The organism is Nocardiopsis mangrovi (genome assembly GCF_042653925.1).
GTDB lineage: Bacteria > Actinomycetota > Actinomycetes > Streptosporangiales > Streptosporangiaceae > Nocardiopsis_B > Nocardiopsis_B mangrovi.
Genome location: NZ_JBHSFQ010000041.1, coordinates 1 through 16,621, shown reverse-complemented (window position 1 = coordinate 16,621; position 16,621 = coordinate 1). Strand labels below are relative to the sequence as shown.

Here is a 16,621-nt window from a genome sequence, read left to right as displayed (position 1 = left end):
TCGCACGGCGCCGAGCGCCGCGGCCCGGTCGGCGCGGCACCCGCGGACCGACCGTGACCGAGCCATCAGGGGTTTCCGCGCTAGGAGTCCCGTATGACCGCTCCGCCTCCGCCGCCAGACCGGCTGGACTCGCTCACCGGCCTCCGCTTCGTCCTCGCCGTCCTGGTCTTCTTGACCCATGCCCTGGAGACCGCCAGGTTCTTCGCCGACGACGCCCTGAACGACCTCGGGGTGATCGCGCCCTACGGGATCGCCTCGCTGTCGTGCTTCTTCGTCCTCAGCGGGTTCGCCCTGACCTGGTCGGCGCCGAAGAACGACACCGCCGCCCGCTTCTGGCGCCGCCGCGTGGTGAAGATCTTCCCGAACCACGTCATCTCCTGGACGCTGACCCTGGTGCTGATCGGCGCGGTCTTCGGCCCGCTGCCGATGCTGGGCCCGCTGCCCGACCCCGGCCCGGCGCTGGCGAACCTCGCCCTGGTCCAGACCTGGATCCCGGTGCCGTCCTACCTGCTCAGCGTCAACGGGATCTCCTGGTCGGTGTCGGCCGAGCTCTTCTTCTACCTGGTCTTCCCGCTGCTGATCGGCCCGCTGCGGCGCATCCCGGCCCGCCACCTGTGGTGGTGGTTCGGGGGTGTCGCCGCGGCCGTCGCCGCCGCGCCGGCGCTCATCGACACCGCGATCGACGGCCCGGCCTGGCCGCTGTGGCCGCCCCTGACCTTCACCGAGACCTGGCTCGTGTACTTCATGCCGGTGGTCCGGCTGCCCGAGTTCCTGCTCGGCGTGGTGCTCGCCCTCATCGTCCGGGCCGGGCGCTGGCCCGGTATCGGACCCTGGACGGTCGCCGCCGCGACGGGCCTGGTCTACCTGGCGACCCTGGCCCTGCCGCCCATCTACGGCCGCAGCGGGGTGCTCATCATCGCGCTGTGCCTGCTGATCCCGCTCCTGGCCGTGCGCGATGCGCGGGGCACGCCGGGGTGGCTGCGGCACCCGGCCGTGGTCGCCTTGGGCGACGCGTCCTACGCCATGTACCTCCTGCACTATCCGGTCATGGCGGTCACCCGGCACCTGGTCGGCCCGGGGCGCGATGTCGGGCTCCTCGAGGGGTCGCTGATCATCGCGGGCATGTTCGTCGTCTGCCAGCTGCTCGCGGTCGCCATGTTCCGCTATGTCGAGAACCCGCTGGTCCGCCGCTACTCGCGGCCGGTGTCCGACCGTGCGCCCCGGGTCTGAGCCGCGGCCGGCCGGGCGGCCGCGCCCTCCTCGGGCCCGGCGGCGCGGTCGATGAGCGACAGCAGCGGCGCGGTCAGGCACGTGGTGATCAGCGTCATCCCCAGCAGGGCGGCGAACAGCGGGGGGCTGAGGATACCCGCGCTGAACCCCGCCTGGAGGACCACGATCTCGGTCAGGCCGCGGGTGTTCATCAGCGCGGCCAGCCGCAGGCCGGTGGCGTGCGACTCCCCGCCCAGGCGCCCGCCGAGGTAGCCGGTGGCGGTCTTGACCGCGATGGCCAGCAGGGTCACCGCCCCCATGACCGACCACGGCATGCCGCCGAGCGGACCGGAGACGATGGTGACCCCTGTGACCAGGAAGAACACGGGCATCAGCCGGTCGCCGATACGCGCCACCCGGCCCACGGCCGCGGACCACGGCGCGCGGTCGGAGTCGGCGGGGACCATGAAGCCCACGGCGAAGGCGCCGAACAGCGAGGTGAGACCGAGGTGCTCGGTGGCCGAGGCGACCATGAGGGTGGCCGCCGCCAGGAGCACGGCGGTGGCCGCCGGCGACCGGGCGCAGAACGCTCCGGCCGGGCCGCCGGCCAGGAGTGGCCGGACGAGCAGGACCGCGGCGACGCATCCCGCCAGGACCGCGGACGGCACGGCGAGGTCGCCGCCCGATCCGCCCACCGCGACCGCGAGCAGCAGCCAGGCCGGGACGTCCATGACCACCGCCGCCTGGAGCGACAGCCGGCCCGCGGTGGTCGCCGTCATGCCGCGGTCGGCGAGGATGCGGGCCAGGACCGGGACCGCCGTGACCGCGAAGGCCACCGCCAGCAGCAGGACGAAGGACGACAGCGGGGCGTCGCCGCGCAGTGCGGCCCCGCCGGAGCGGTCGATCCACAACGCGGCCGCGGCCCCCGCCGCCAGTGCGGGCAGGAAGGAGGTCGAGGCCACCCACACCACCGCGCGGTTCCCGGTCGCGCTCCCGCGGGCGCGCAACTCGTGGGCGATGCCCAGGAGGAACAGCATGAGCCCGGCGTGGCCCACGTGCCGCAGCGCCGCCAGCACGTGGGCGGGGAGCAGGGTGTCGAGGACGCCGTGCCCGGCCAGCGCGACGACGACCGGGCCCAGGACCAGCCCGACCGCGATCTCCCCGATCACCGGGGGCTGGCGGATGGCGCGGAAGGCGGCGCGGCCCGCCCACGCCAGCAGCAGGACGGCGGCGAGCGCCGCCGCGGTGTGCGCCGCGTCGGCGAGCGAGGGGACGGACACGGTCAGCGCTCCGTTCGCGCGCGGCCGGTCATCGGACCATGAGCCCGGTGATGGTCTTCAGCGACCGGACCTCGACCGGCCCGAGCCGGGCGTCGGGCACCCGCGCGGCGATCTCGGCGGCGCGGTCGTCGCTCGCGCATTCGACGAGGTAGTAGCCGCCGAGGTACTCCTCGGACTCGGTCAGGGGGCCGTCGGTCACCTCGACCGCGCCGTCGCGCAGCCGTACGGTGCGCGCCGCCGAAGGGACCGAGAGCACGGCGCCGTCGATGTGCTCGCCGCTCGCGATGATCGACCGGGTGAACGCTATGTGCTCGTCCAGGCGCCGGTCGCGTTCGGACTGGGGCAGGGTGGCCCAGCGCCCGGCATTGGTCGGAATGAGGATCAGATAGCGCACATCGGGTCCTTTCGATTCGGACGCGGGCCGGCCCGGTACGGAAAAGGCGCGGAAGGTCCACCGGATATTCGAACGGAACGCGGAGACGATTGTCAATGAATTCCCGTTCGTATTCCGCTGCTGTTTCGGGTGCGTGTGGGGGTTTCCCGGCGATGGGCGCCCGGTGGAAACGCGGAACTGTTTTCGATTGCGGTGGATCGATAATCTGAAGACGCCGGGGTGCGGGATCGGCCGACGGGATCTCCGGTGCGCAGGCGCGGGCCGTCCGCTTCCGGTCGGCGATCCCCCATCCGGGTTCGCTCTCCCGGGCCGCTTCCTCCCGATCCCCTTCCCCCGAATTCTCCGAAATCGACGGGTCCGGTGAACGATTATGCTGACACTCGGCCTGAACGGGAATTTCTCGGCCGAGGACACCGATCTGGTGCCCGACATGCTGGAATTCTTCTTCCACGACGCCTCGGCGTGCCTGGTGAGGGACGGAGAGCTGATCGCCGCGGTCGAGGAGGAACGGCTCAACCGGATCAAGAAGACCACCAAGTTCCCGGTCAACGCCATCCGCGCCTGCATGGCCACGGCCGGGGTCGCCCCGGCCGACATCGACGCCGTGGGCTACTACTTCCGCGAAGACCACATGGACGCCGTGCTCGACCAGCTCTACACCGAGGCCCCGGAGATCCCGGTGCGGCACTCGCGGAGGCTCATCAAGGACCGGCTCAAGGCGGAATTCGACTGGGACCTGCCCGACGACCGGCTCATCTACACCCCCCACCACGTCGCGCACGCCACGTCCTCGTTCGTGCGATCCGGCATGGCCGACGCCCTGGTCGTGGTCATGGACGGCAGCGGCGAAACCGAATCGGGCACCGTGTTCCGCGCCGCGGGCGGCCACCTGGAGAGCCTGGCCGTCTACCCCAGGGCGCTCTCGCTGGGCGGCCTCTACCTCAACGCCACCACCTTCCTCGGCTACAGGTTCGGCGACGAATACAAGGTCATGGGGCTCGCGCCCTACGGCGACCCCGACCGCTTCCGCGACGTCTTCGCCGAGCTGTACACCCTGGGGGACAAGGGCGGCTACGAGATCCACCACAGCGCCGCCGTCCCCAACCTGATCGGGCCGGCGTTCGCCGCGGCCGGGGTGGCCCCGCGGCGCAGGGACGCCCCGTTCACCCGGGACCACAAGGACCTCGCGGCCGGACTCCAGGCGTGCGTCGAGGAGATCGCGCTGCACGTGCTGCGCCACTGGGCCGCGGCCACCGGCCTCACCCGGCTGTGCTTCGGCGGCGGGGTCGCCCACAACAGCAGCCTCAACGGTGCCGTCCTGCGCTCGGGGATCTTCGAGCACGTATTCGTCCACCCGGCGTCGCACGACTCCGGCGCCGGCGACGGCGCCGCGCTCGCCGCCCAGCGCGCGCTCGGCGGCCCCCTCCGCCCCGTCGCGCGCCTGCGCGGCGCGGCCGTGGGCCCCGGCCTCGGATCCGCCGCCGAGATCGAGGCCCAGATCGCCTCCTGGAGCCCGCTGGTCGCGGCCGAGCGCCCCGGCGACATCGTCGACACCACCGCGCGGCTGCTGGCCGGCGGCGCGGTCGTCGGCTGGGCCCACGGGGGCTCGGAGTTCGGACCCCGGGCGCTGGGCAACCGCAGCATCCTCGCCGATCCGCGGCCCCAGGAGAACCGGACCCGGATCAACGCCATGGTCAAGAAGCGCGAGGGCTTCCGGCCCTTCGCGCCGGCGGTCACCGCCGAGGCGGCGGCCCGCTACTTCGACCTCTCCGCCACCGGAGCCGACCACGACTTCATGTCCTTCGTCGTGCCGGTGCGCGAGGAGCACCGTGCCACCCTGGGCGCGGTCACCCACGTCGACGGCACCGCGCGCGTGCAGGTGGTCGACCCGCGGGCCAACGAGCGGTTCCACCGCCTCATCGCCCGGTTCGGCGAGCTCACCGGCACGCCCGTGCTGCTCAACACCTCGTTCAACAACAACGCCGAACCCATCGTGCAGAGCGTCCACGACGCCGTGACCGGGTTCCTGACCACGGAACTCGACTACCTCGTCGTCGACGACCTCCTGGTCCGGCGCACCCCCGAGGCCCCCCTCGGGTTCGGCGGCTTCGCGCTGCGGTTCCGGCCGGTCACCCGGCTGGCCAGGCGCGTGCGGGCCCTGGCCTCCGGCGCGCGGGCGGTCACCCACGAGATCCACCTCGACTACTCCACCGGGCCGCGCGCCCGGGTGTCGCCCGAGGTGTTCGACCTGCTGGAGCACGCCGACCCCGCCCGGCCCATCGCCGGCCCGGGCGGCGACCCCGGCCCGGCCGTCATGGCCGAGCTGTTCGAGCTGTGGCAGCGGAGGTTCTTCGAGCTGCGGCCCCTGTGAGGGCCGCCCACACGAGAGGACCCCGATGAGCCGCCTGGGCATCGACATCGGCGGGACCAAGGTGGCGCTGCGCGTCGAGGGCGAGGGCCGGGAGCCTTTTTCCACCTCGTTTCGCTGGCCGAGTGCCGCGCCCGGCGACCCCCGGCCCGACCTCGCCGCCCTCGCCGCGGCGGTGGGCCGGCTGCGCGACGCGTGGGGCGGCGGGATCGAGGGCGTCGGCGTCGCGTCGCCGGCCACGCTCGACGCCTCCGGCCGGGTGGCGGCCTGGCCCGGGCGGTCCGGCTGGGTCGGCGCCGACCTGCGATCGGCGCTGCTCGCCCTCGTCCCCGGTGCCCCTTTGCGCTGTGCCGACGACGGCGATCTCGCCGCTGTGGCCGAGGCCCGCGCGGCCGGAGCCGCCGACCTCCTGTACGTGGGAGTGGGCACCGGTGTGGGCGGGGGCATCGTGCTCGGGGGCCGGCCCTGCCCCGGGGCGCGCCGCGGGTCGTTCGAGATCGGCCACCTGCCGGTCGACCGGTCGGGGCCGCGGTGCGACTGCGGCCGGGTCGGCTGCCTCCAGGCGGCCGCATCGGGCCCCGCCTTCCTGCGGCGCGCGGCGCGGCTGCGGGGGCGCGACACCGGCTTCGCGGAGCTGCGCGACTCCCTGGCGGCCGACCGGCCCTGGGCGGTGTCCGCAGTGGCCCCGGGGTGCGACGCCCTGGCCGCGGCGGTGGTGGGCGTGGGTGAGCTGCTGCGGCCCTCCGTGGCGGTGATCGGCGGCGGGTTCGCCGCCGCGATGCCGGAGCTGGTCGCGCTGGTGGATGAGCGCACCGCGGCCCTGGCCCGTCCGGGGCACGCGGTGCCCGAGGTCCGGGCGGCCGCGCTCGGCGGGTGGTCGTCCCTGCACGGTGCGGTGCAGGCCGCCGCGGCCGACCCCGCGGCCGATTGATCAGCCGGGTACGGCCGCGCGCAGCGCGCGTGCCGCGAGCCGGTAGCCCTGGGTGCCCAGACCCGCGATCACGCCGTCGGCCACAGGGGCGAGCACGGACGCGTGCCGGAAGGACTCGCGCGCCCAGATGTTGGAGATGTGCACCTCGATCCACGGGCGCGGATAGGCGGCGAGCGCGTCGCGCAGGCTCCACCCGGCGATCATCAGGGCCCCGGGGTTGATGATGGCCCCGACCGCGCCGTAGTGCTCCTGGAGGGTGCGGATCAGCTCGCCCTCGCCGTCGTGCTGGCGGGCCACCGGCCGCCAGCCGCGGTCGGAGACCTCCTCGGCGACCGCCTTCTCGATGTCGTCGAGGGTGTCGGTCCCGTAGACGCCGACCTCGCGGCGCCCGAGCATGCCCAGGTTGGGGCCGTTCAGCAGCAGTACCTCGTTCACCGCGTCTCCCATCGAAAAAAGGCGGCCGCCCGGCGCGATCCCTTTGAATGTAGGCCCTTCCGGGGGAATTCCGCGACGGAGGACGGGAAATGAGGGGGGTGCCCGTGAATATAGGGGGTTGGAGCCGGCGTGCTCCGTCATTAGGATCCTGAATCCGGCGTCCGGTCGGTGTCGTGCATGCTCACGCGGGGTGGGGTCGTCCTTTCTTCCCGCGCGGATCCGGGCCGGAATTTCCACGTGATTCGACCGTCCGATTGTCGGAATGAAGCTGGAGTGGGCTGATATGAACCCTGGATCGGATCGACGGTCCGCATTTCCGGCGTGGCCCCAATACGGCCACGAGGAACGCGAAGGGCTGATCCGCGCGCTGGAGCAGGGCCAGTGGTGGCGCATGGGCGGGTCCGAGGTCGACGCGTTCGAGCAGGAGTTCGGCGACCACCACGGCGCCCCGCACGCGCTGGCGGTCACCAACGGCACACACGCCCTGGAACTGGCGCTGGAGGTCCTCGGCGTCGGCGCCGGCGCCGAGGTCATCGTGCCGGCCTTCACGTTCATCTCCTCCTCCCAGGCGGTGCAGCGGCTGGGCGCGGTCGCGGTGCCCGTCGACGTCGACCCCGACACCTACTGCATCGACCCCGCGGCGGTCGAGTCCGCGATCGGCCCCCGGACCCGCGCCATCATGCCGGTGCACATGGCCGGCCACTTCTGCGACATGGACGCCCTCGCGAAGCTCTCCCTGGACTCCGGGGTCCCCCTCATCCAGGACGCCGCCCACGCCCACGGCGCGCGCTGGCAGGGCAGGCGCGTCGGCGAACTCGGCTCGATCGCCGCGTTCAGCTTCCAGAACGGCAAGCTCATGACCGCCGGCGAGGGCGGCGCCGTCCTCTTCCCCGACGCCGGCTCCCACGCCGCCGGCTTCCTCCGGCACAGCTGCGGGCGGCCCCGCACCGACCGCGCCTACTTCCACCGGACCTCGGGCTCCAACTTCCGGCTCAACGAGTTCTCCGCGGCCGTGCTGCGCGCGCAGCTGGCCCGGCTGGAAGACCAGATCGACGTCCGCGAGCAGCGATCGCCCCTGCTCGACCGGTTGCTCGCGGACATCCCCGGCGTCCAGCCCCAGGCCCGCGACCCCCGCTGTGACCGCAACCCCCACTACATGGCGATGTTCCGCCTGCCCGGGATCGGCGAGGACGCCCGCAACGCCGTCGTCGACGCCCTGGTCGAACGCGGTATCCCGGCGTTCGTCGCGTTCCGGGCGATCCACCGCACCGACGCCTTCTGGGAGGTCGGCGCGCCCGATGAATCGGTCGAGGACATCGCGCGCCGCTGCCCCAACGCCGAGTCCATCAGCCGCGACTGCGTGTGGCTGCACCACCGGGTCCTGCTGGGATCGCCCGAACAGATCCACACCGCCGCCTCCGCCATCGCCGATGTACTGGACGGGACGTGAGCCCCCGGCGCTCCGCGGCCGGGACCGCCGCGCCGATCCGGGTCGCCCTGGTCGGGCTCGGGTGGGCGGCCACATCGATCTGGCTGCCCCGGCTGCGGCGCCACCCCGGCTTCGCCGTGACCGCCGCGGTCGACCCCGACCCGGAGGCGCGCACGGCCTTCGAGCGGGCCGCGGCGGGGACCCCGCTGTTCCCCGACACCGACGACCTCCCGCCGAGAGCCGCCGACCTCGCCGTGGTCGCCGTCCCCAACCACGCGCACTGCGCCGTGGCCGTCCGCCTGCTGGGCCGCGGCGTGCCGGTCTTCCTGGAGAAACCGGTGTGCCTCGACTCCGCCGAGGCCGACCGGCTGGAGGAGGCCGAACGCGCGTCCGGCGCGGCGCTGCTCGCGGGCAGCGCCGCCCGGCTCCGCGGCGACATCCGGGTCCTGCACGACACCCTGCCGTCGCTGGGGCGGATCCGCCACGTGGAGCTCGCCTGGGTGCGCGCGCGGGGGGTTCCCGACGCCGGAGGGTGGTTCACCCACCGGCGCCTCGCCGGCGGCGGGGCGCTGCTCGACCTGGGCTGGCACCTCCTCGACACCGCGTTGTCGCTCGTGGGGCCGGTGGAGTTCGACGGGATCGTGGGTGCCACCTCCGCCGATTTCGTCAACGCCCACTCGCGGAGGGCCGCCTGGCGGGGCGGCGCCACCGCCGCGCCGCCCGACGGCGACGTCGAGGACACCGCCCGCGGCTTCCTCACCACCCGCCAAGGCGTGTCCATCGCACTGCGGGCGAGCTGGGCGTCGCACCAGCCGCGGGACACCACGACGGTCACGGTCGACGGCAGCGACGGCAGCGCCACCCTCGGCTGCACGTTCGGATTCAGCCCCAACCGCCCCGACCACTCCTCGCTCACCCTCGTCCGCGACGGCCACACCATCGACGTCGCGCTGCCCGACGAGCCCGTGGGCACCGAGTACGACCGGCAGATCGACCTGCTGCCCGACCTGCTCGCCGACCCCGGCGCACCCGGACGGGCGGTGCGCGACGCCCGCCGGATCATCGCGGGAATCGAGGGCCTCTACGTATCGGCCCGCTCCCGGCACCCGCGGGCGAGCGTGCACGCGATCCCTGAGGAGGGATGGGCATGAGCACTGACCCCGACCGGCGGCGCCGGGTGCGTGCGGTCGTCTTCGACCTCGACGGCGTGATCGTCGACAGCTTCGACGTGATGCGCGCGGCGTTCACCGCGGCCTACGCCGAGGTCGTGGGGCCCGGCCCCGCGCCCTTCGCCGAGTACAACCGCCACCTGGGCCGCTACTTCCCCGACATCATGCGGACCATGGGCCTGCCGCTGGAGATGGAGGGCCCGTTCGTCCGCGAGAGCCACCGGCTCGCCCACCGGGTCACGCTCTACGACGGTGTGGTGGAGACCGTCACGGCGCTGCGCGACCGCGGGCTCGGCCTCGCGGTCGCCACCGGCAAGAGCGGGCCGCGCGCACGCTCCCTGCTCGGCGGGCTCGGCGTGCTGGACCTGTTCGACCACGTGATCGGCTCCGACGAGATCCCGCGCCCCAAACCGGCGCCCGACATCGTGGAGCACGCGCTCGCCCTGCTCGGAGAGCGGTCGGCCGACGCCATGATGGTCGGCGACTCCGTGGCCGACCTCGCCAGCGCCCGCGCCGCCGGTGTCACGGCCGTGGCCGCGCTGTGGGGGGAGACCGACCCCGCCGCGCTGCTGCGCGAACGCCCCGACCACGCGCTGCGCTCCCCGGCCGAGCTGCTGGCCTGGTGCCCGGCGCCGGTGTCGGGCGGATAGCGGCCACGAGGAGGGGCGGGATCAACCGGCGCCGGGGCGGGCTCGGGGCATGGCCCGGAGCGCCCCGGCGACCGCCGCCGCGGGGACGTCGCGCACCAGCTCCGCGCCCCGCGGGCCGTCGAGGACGAACGCCAGGCCGGTCGCCGCCTTCTTGTCCCGCCGCATCAATGCCAGCAGCCGGTCGTCCGATACCTCGGCGGGCAGCGCGGTCGGCAGCCCGTAGCCGGCCACCACGTCGAGGTGCTCGCGTTCCCGCTCGGCGCCGATCCGGCCCAGGCGGCGGGCCAGCAGCCCGGCGAACACGGTCCCTACCGCCACGCCCTCGCCGTGCCGCATGGCGAAACCGGTGGCGGTCTCCAGGGCGTGGCCCAGCGTGTGCCCGTAGTTGAGCAGGTGGCGCAGGCCCGAATCGCGCTCGTCGGCCGCGACGATCTCGGCCTTGCGGGCCACGCTCGCCGCGATCTGCTCCGCCACGGGGCGGCCGCGAAGGTCGCCGGCGCCGATGAAATGGCAGCGCGCGATCTCGCCGTAGCCGTTCAGCAGCTCGCGCCGCGGCAGGGTGCCGAGGTAGTCGGTGTCGCACAGCACCGCACGGGGCTGCCAGAAGGCCCCGACCAGGTTCTTGCCCTCGGGGAGGTTCACCGCCGTCTTGCCGCCCACGCCGGCGTCGACCTGGGCGAGGAGCGACGTGGGCAGGTGGACCACCGCGACACCCCGGTGGTACAGCGCGGCGGCCAGGCCCACGGTGTCGGTCACGGTCCCCCCGCCGCAGGAGACGACGGCGTCGTACCTGGTCAGACCGGCATCGACGAACTCGCGGCACAACCGCTCGACGGTCGCCAGGGTCTTGTCGGCCTCGCCGTCGCGGACGGCGATCAGCCGGTACGGCACCCCGGGATCGGGCGCCCATGCGGACGGGCGCGCCGACACCACGGCCACCCGCCGTGCGCCGAGCCCGGCGATCACGCCGGGCAGGCGGTCGCGGACCCCCGCTCCGATCAGCACCGGGTAGGAGCGGTCGCCCAGTGCCACGTCGACCCGGAAGAGGTCGGGGCCGACCGGACGGCCGCCGGTCCGCGCGGAACCGGGCGCTGAGGTGACATCCACGTGCGGCATTCCCTCCGCCGGGCCGCCCACCGCCTTTGCGGACGCCCCCGCGCGGCGGCGGTGCGGCCGAAGGGGGAACGGCATCGGCCATTCCCCTGGAAATGGCCGCCATAGGCCGGTCCATTATTCCCGGCCGGTTCCGAGTGTAGGTGCGAAGGCGACCATCCGACGGTTCGCCATTCCAATATGCACCCACCGCCGGGTAACCGGGAAACGCGCATTCCCCGGAACCGCGTCCGAGAGGAGTACGGACGGCCAGGTGGGGGGTGGATCAGCGAACCGCAGTCGGTGCGATCAGGCAATCCGCGGGCGGTGAATAGGGGGGTCAATTCACCGAAAGGCGCGAGAGACTGCGACCGGCATGTGTTCCGCGGGAATTCGGGCGGGACACACGACCAGGGACACCCGGATCGAACCGGAAGGCGACCCCAGCATGCTCCGTAGCGATCTGATCCGGCCGCTGCCCGACCTGCTGCGGGCCAACGCCGATCGATTCGGCGCGAAGCCGGCCTACAGCGATTCCCGGCGCACCGTCGGCCACGCCGAACTGGAGCGCACCACCCGGTGGCTCGCCGGGCACCTCACCCGGCTCCGGCTGCGGCCGGGCGACCGCGCGGCCATGTGCCTGGGCAACCGGGTCGAGATGGTCGAGAGTTACTTCGGGATCCTGCGGGCCGGGGGCATCGGGGTGCCCGTCGACCCCCGCGGCACCGACTCCGAACTCGCGCACATCCTCGACGACAGCGGCGCCCGCCTGGTGATCACCGACCCCGCTCACGCCGACCGGATCCGCCGGCTCCGCCCCCGCGTGGACCTCATCGTCACCGACCCCGAGCCCGGCGGACCCGCGGCGCCGGCCCGCTACTCCGACCTGATCGGCAGCGGCTCTGAGCCTGGTGAGCCCGGCGGCCCCGCCGCACTGGTCCGCTACTCCGACCTGATCGGCACCGACTCCGGCATCCCCGCGGCCGACGACCTCGGGCTCGACGCCCCGGCCTGGATGCTCTACACATCGGGTACCACCGGCCGTCCCAAGGGCGTGCTGTCCACGCAGCGCAACTGCCTGTGGTCGGTCGCGGCCTGCTACGTCCCGGTGCCCGACCTCTCCGAGCACGACCGCGTGCTGTGGCCGCTGCCCCTCTTCCACAGCCTGGCGCACATCTTCTGCGTCCTGGCGGTCACCGCCGTCGGCGCCACCGCGCGCATCGTCGACGCCCAGTCCGCCGACGACGTCCTGGACGCCCTGCGCGAGGACGACTCCACCTTCCTGGCCGGCGTGCCCACGCTGTACCACCGCCTGATCCGCGCGGCCCGCGATCAGGGCTTCCACGCCTCCGCGCTGCGCATGTGCCTAGTGGGCGGCGCCGTCACCACCGCGTCCCTGCGCGCGTCGTTCGAGGACACCTTCGGAGTCCCGCTCATCGATGCCTACGGCAGCACCGAGACCTGCGGTTCCATCGCGGTGAACTGGCCCGACGGAGCCCGGGTCGAGGGCTCGTGCGGGCTGCCGGTCCCCGGCCTGGGCGTGCGCCTGGTCGAACGCGATACCGGCGCCGACGCCGCGGCCGGTGACGAAGGCGAGGTGTGGGTGCGCGGCCCCAACGTCATGCTGGGCTACCACGGCCGGCCCGAGGCCACCGCCGACGTCCTGCGCGACGGCTGGTACCGCACCGGCGACCTCGCGCGCCGCGACCAGGACGGCTATCTCACCATCACCGGGCGCATCGACGACCTGATCATCCGGGCCGGCGAGAACATCCACCCCACCGAGATCGAGAACGTCCTGCGGACGGTCCCCGGCGTCGCCGACTCCGCGGTCGTGGGCAGACCGCACGACGTCCTGGGCGAGGTCCCCGTGGCGTTCGTGGTCCCCGACGGCGACGCCCCCGACCCCGGCGCCGTCTTCGCCGCCTGCCGGGAGCGCCTGTCGGCCCACAAGGTTCCCGACGAGCTGTACGAGATCGCGCAGATACCGCGCACCGCCTCGGGAAAGACCCGGCGCCACCTCCTCCGCGCCACCCCCGCGCGGCTGCGCGCCTCCAGCGGTGGACGCCACGACTCCCTGTTCGCGGTCGACTGGGTCCCCCTCACCACCGGCGCGCCGACCGCCGGTGAGCACCCGTGCTGGGCGGCGGCCGGGGCCGGTACGGGGCCCGACGGGATTCCCGGTCTCGCGGTGGGCACCGGGCCGCCCGAGGCGCCCGGCACCGTTGTCCTGCCGGGTTCTTCGGCGTGGTCGGGTCCTGTCGAGTCCGCTCCCCGGCCGGCTGATGTGTCCTCGCGCGGGATGGGGGCCGGGCCTGGTGCCGGGTCTGGTGCGGGGCCTGATGGTCTTCGTGAGCCGTCCGGGGCCCATGTCCCGCCGGGTTCTTCCGCTTGGTCGGATCCCGTCGACCCTGGCCTTCGGTCGGCTGATGCGTCATCGCGTCGGGCGGCGGCCGGGCCGGGTACCGGGCTTGATGGCCCGCCCGAGCCGCCCGGCACCGCCGTCCTGCCCGTTGCCTCCGCACCGCCGGGCTCCGCCGACCTCGCAGCCCGGACCGCCGACACCGTGGGCCGGGTTCTCGACCGGGTCCGGGAATGGGCCGACCACCCGCGGACCGCGTCCACCCGTCTGGTCGTCGTGACCCGGCGCGCCGTGGCAGCCGGTCCCCAGGACGGCCCGCCCGACCCCGTCCACGCCGGGGTGTGGGGGGCGCTGCGCTCGGTCCAGGCGGCCCACCCCGACCGTGCCGGCCTCCTCGTCCTCCTCGACCTCGACTCCGGGTTCCCCACCGCCGATCAGGCCGCCGGCGCCGCCGACACGTCGGGCATCGCGGCCCTGGCATCGGCGGTGGCATCCGGCGAACCCCAGATCGCCGTGCGGGCGGGGGTGGCCATGGCGCCGCGGCTCACACGCGTGCCCGTCGCCGAGTCGCACGCGCCCGCTCCGCCGCTCGCCCCCAGGGGCACGGTCGTCGTCGCCGGCGCCGGCTCCGCCAAGGGCGCGGCGGCGGCCCGCTACCTCGCCGCGGTGCACGGGGCCCGCCGCTTCCTCCTCCTCAGCCCTCGCGGCGCGCGCGACCCCATCGCGGCCGACCTGCGGGCCGACCTCGTGCGCGCCGGAGCCCGGGCCGATCTCGCGGCCTGCGACGCCGCCGACCGGACCGCCGTCGCCGCGCGCCTGGAACGCCTCGAACGGCCCGTCACCGCGGTGGTGTACGCGCCCGACCCCGTCGCACCCGGCACACGCGCCGACCTCATCCGGCGCGTCGTCACAGCGGCCTGGAACCTGCACGACCTCACCCGCGGCTCGGACCCCGCGTCCTTCACCGTGCTCACCGGCAGCGCGGGACTCCTGGGAGCGGCCGGCCACGAGGACACCGCGGCCGCCGAGGCCGCCCTCGAAGCCCTCATGGAGGAGCGCCGCGCCTTCGGCGCCTCCGCCGTGGCCCTGGCCTGGGACCCGGACGAGCCCGGCAACGAGGACGACGACCCCGACCCCGCCGGGGCCGGCCGGCTGACCCTCCACGAGGGCCTGGCGGTGTTCGACGCCGCCCACCGGGCGGGCCGGGCCCACCTCCTTGCCATGCGGCTCGACGCCGACACCCTCCCCGCCTCCGGTGCGCCGCCGCTCCCGCCGCTCTTCGCGCACCTCGTCGACACCCACCAGCCCGCCCGCCCCGACCACGCCGTACGCGACGGCCTGGAACGGCGGCTCCGGTCGCTGTCCGAACGCGAGCGCCGTTACGCGCTCGTGGACTTCGTCCGCACCGAGACCGCACTGGTGCGGGGCGTGCCCGGTGCCCCGCCCGTGCCCGGCGACGTCTCCTTCGCCGATCTCGGCTTCACCTCGGCCACGGGGGTGGCCCTCCGCAACCGGCTGAGCGCCGCCACCGGGCTGCGGCTTCCCGCGACCCTCGTCTTCGACCACCCCACCCCCGAGGGGGTGGCCCGCATGATCGGCGCGCGACTCGCGGGGGCGTCCACGGACGACCCCGCCGACCGCCCCGCCCCTGATCGTCCCCGGACGTCCTCCGCAGACGAGCCGATCGCGATCGTGGCCATGGGGTGCCGGTTCCCGGGCGGTGTCTCCTCGCCGGAGGACCTGTGGCGGCTGGTCGCCGACGGCGTCGACGCGGTAGGGGCGTTCCCGGCGGACCGGGGGTGGGATCTGGGGGCGCTGTTCGACCCTGATCCCGATCATGCGGGCACCTCGTATGTGCGTGAAGGAGGGTTCCTGGCTGACGCGGCGGGGTTCGATGCCGGGTTCTTCGGGATCTCGCCGCGTGAGGCGCTGGCGATGGACCCCCAGCAGCGGCTGTTGCTGGAGGTGTCGTGGGAGACCGTGGAGCGGGCGGGGATCGATCCGTCGTCGCTGAAGGGCCGCGACATCGGCGTCTTCGCCGGAATCATGTCGCACGACTACGCGTCCGGTGCCACCGGTTCCCACGGCAGCGAAGGCCACCTCAGCACGGGCACGGCCGGCAGCGTCGCCTCGGGCCGGGTGGCCTACACCCTCGGCTTGGAGGGCCAGGCCATCACCGTCGACACGGCGTGTTCGTCGTCGCTGGTGGCGATCCACCTGGCGGCTCAGGCGCTGCGGCGGGGCGAGTGCTCCATGGCCCTCGCCGGAGGCGCCACCGTCATGTCCTCCCCGGACTCGTTCGTGGAGTTCTCGCGGCAGCGTGCGCTGGCACCCGATGGCCGGTGCAAGGCGTTCTCGGCGTCGGCCGATGGCACGGGCTGGGCCGAGGGGGTGGGATTGGTGTTGTTGGAGCGGGTGTCGGATGCGCGGCGGAATGGGCATCCGGTGCTGGCGGTGGTGCGGGGGTCGGCGGTGAACCAGGACGGTGCCTCCAACGGGCTGACGGCGCCGAACGGGCCGTCGCAGGAGCGCGTCATCCGCGCCGCGCTGGCCGATGCCGGATTGGGCCCTGCGGACGTCGACGCGGTGGAGGCGCACGGCACCGGTACCCGGTTGGGTGATCCGATCGAGGCGCAGGCGCTGTTGGCGACGTATGGGCGCGGGCGTCCCGCCGACCGTCCCCTGTGGTTGGGGTCGTTGAAGTCGAATATCGGTCATGCGCAGGCGGCTGCTGGTGTGGGCGGGGTCATCAAGGCCGTTATGGCGATGGGCCATGGGCTTTTGCCGCGGACGCTGCACGTCGACGCGCCGTCTTCGGAGGTGGATTGGTCGGCGGGGGCGGTGGAGCTGCTGGCGGAGTCGCGGGAGTGGCCCCGGACCGGTCGGCCGCGCCGCGCCGCGGTGTCGTCGTTCGGGGTGAGCGGCACCAATGCCCACCTCATCCTCGAACACGCTCCCGGACCCGAGCCCGAGCACCCCCGGACGGATGCCACGGCTCCGCTTTCCGGTGTGGTTCCGGTGGTGGTGTCGGGTGTGGGGGTGGAGGGTGTGCGGGCGCAGGCGGCGCGGGTGGGGGCGTGGCTGGGTTCGGGTTCGGGTTCGGTGGCGGGTTCGGCGGGTGCTTCTGGTCTGGCTGATGCCGCGTTGTCGTTGGTGGTGTCGCGTGCGGCGTTGCGGGATCGGGCGGTGGTGGTCGCGGGGGATGCCGATGAGGCCGGGGCTGTGCTGGGGGCGTGGGCCGGGGGTGGTGCCGTTCCGGGTGTGGTGTCGGGGGTGGCGGATGTTTCTGGTCGGTTGGTGTT

General features: G+C 74.2%; 11 protein-coding genes. 7 read left to right on the top strand and 4 right to left on the bottom strand.

Annotated elements, in window-relative coordinates; all coding sequences use genetic code 11:
* Positions 1-93: 93 nt before the first annotated feature.
* On the top strand, positions 94-1,230 hold the full coding sequence (locus tag ACFO4E_RS27340) for an acyltransferase family protein (protein ID WP_378579715.1): 1,137 nt from the start codon (positions 94-96) through the stop codon (positions 1,228-1,230).
* Here the strand turns inward: ACFO4E_RS27340 and ACFO4E_RS27335 are convergent.
* A complete protein-coding gene (locus ACFO4E_RS27335) occupies positions 1,191-2,489 on the bottom strand; it encodes a cation:proton antiporter (RefSeq protein WP_378579713.1) in 1,299 nt (432 codons plus the stop codon). The genes ACFO4E_RS27340 and ACFO4E_RS27335 overlap by 40 nt on opposite strands.
* 28 nt (positions 2,490-2,517) lie before the next feature.
* Positions 2,518-2,883: a YciI family protein gene (locus ACFO4E_RS27330; protein WP_378579711.1), complete on the bottom strand. Its 366-nt coding sequence runs from the start codon at positions 2,881-2,883 to the stop codon at positions 2,518-2,520.
* Positions 2,884-3,253: 370 nt separating this feature from the next.
* On the opposite strand from ACFO4E_RS27330, the gene ACFO4E_RS27325 reads away from it, so the two are divergent.
* Together ACFO4E_RS27325 and ACFO4E_RS27320 are read left to right on the top strand one after the other, a co-directional pair.
* Positions 3,254-5,254: a carbamoyltransferase family protein gene (locus tag ACFO4E_RS27325; RefSeq protein WP_378579709.1), complete on the top strand. Its 2,001-nt coding sequence runs from the start codon at positions 3,254-3,256 to the stop codon at positions 5,252-5,254.
* A gap of 25 nt (positions 5,255-5,279) precedes the next feature.
* Positions 5,280-6,182 carry an ROK family protein gene (locus tag ACFO4E_RS27320; protein WP_378579707.1) on the top strand — a complete coding sequence of 301 codons (903 nt, stop codon included), beginning with the start codon at positions 5,280-5,282 and terminating at the stop codon, positions 6,180-6,182.
* Here the strand turns inward: ACFO4E_RS27320 and ACFO4E_RS27315 are convergent, their stop codons facing one another.
* Positions 6,183-6,617: a type II 3-dehydroquinate dehydratase gene (locus tag ACFO4E_RS27315; protein ID WP_378579705.1), complete on the bottom strand. Its 435-nt coding sequence runs from the start codon at positions 6,615-6,617 to the stop codon at positions 6,183-6,185.
* 283 nt (positions 6,618-6,900) lie between these two features.
* On the opposite strand from ACFO4E_RS27315, the gene ACFO4E_RS27310 reads away from it, so the two are divergent.
* The 3 genes from ACFO4E_RS27310 to ACFO4E_RS27300 are packed head-to-tail and all read left to right on the top strand — an operon-like array spanning position 6,901 to position 9,865.
* Positions 6,901-8,067 carry a DegT/DnrJ/EryC1/StrS family aminotransferase gene (locus tag ACFO4E_RS27310; protein ID WP_378579703.1) on the top strand — a complete coding sequence of 389 codons (1,167 nt, stop codon included), beginning with the start codon at positions 6,901-6,903 and terminating at the stop codon, positions 8,065-8,067.
* Entirely contained in the window at positions 8,064-9,197 is a 1,134-nt protein-coding gene (locus ACFO4E_RS27305) for a Gfo/Idh/MocA family protein (RefSeq protein ID WP_378579701.1), read from the top strand. Before ACFO4E_RS27310 ends, ACFO4E_RS27305 begins: the two co-directional genes overlap by 4 nt.
* Complete coding sequence (locus ACFO4E_RS27300; protein ID WP_378579699.1) at positions 9,194-9,865, top strand: HAD-IA family hydrolase; 672 nt, start codon at positions 9,194-9,196, stop codon at positions 9,863-9,865. The genes ACFO4E_RS27305 and ACFO4E_RS27300 overlap by 4 nt, the downstream gene beginning before the upstream one ends.
* A gap of 21 nt (positions 9,866-9,886) precedes the next feature.
* On the opposite strand, the gene ACFO4E_RS27295 is transcribed toward ACFO4E_RS27300, so the two are convergent.
* A complete protein-coding gene (locus tag ACFO4E_RS27295; RefSeq protein WP_378579697.1) occupies positions 9,887-10,972 on the bottom strand; it encodes a 3-dehydroquinate synthase family protein in 1,086 nt (361 codons plus the stop codon).
* A 433-nt stretch (positions 10,973-11,405) separates the two neighbouring features.
* Here ACFO4E_RS27295 and ACFO4E_RS27290 point away from each other — a divergent pair.
* The coding region (locus ACFO4E_RS27290; protein ID WP_378579695.1) for a beta-ketoacyl synthase N-terminal-like domain-containing protein at positions 11,406-16,621 on the top strand (5,216 nt) is incomplete at its 3' end.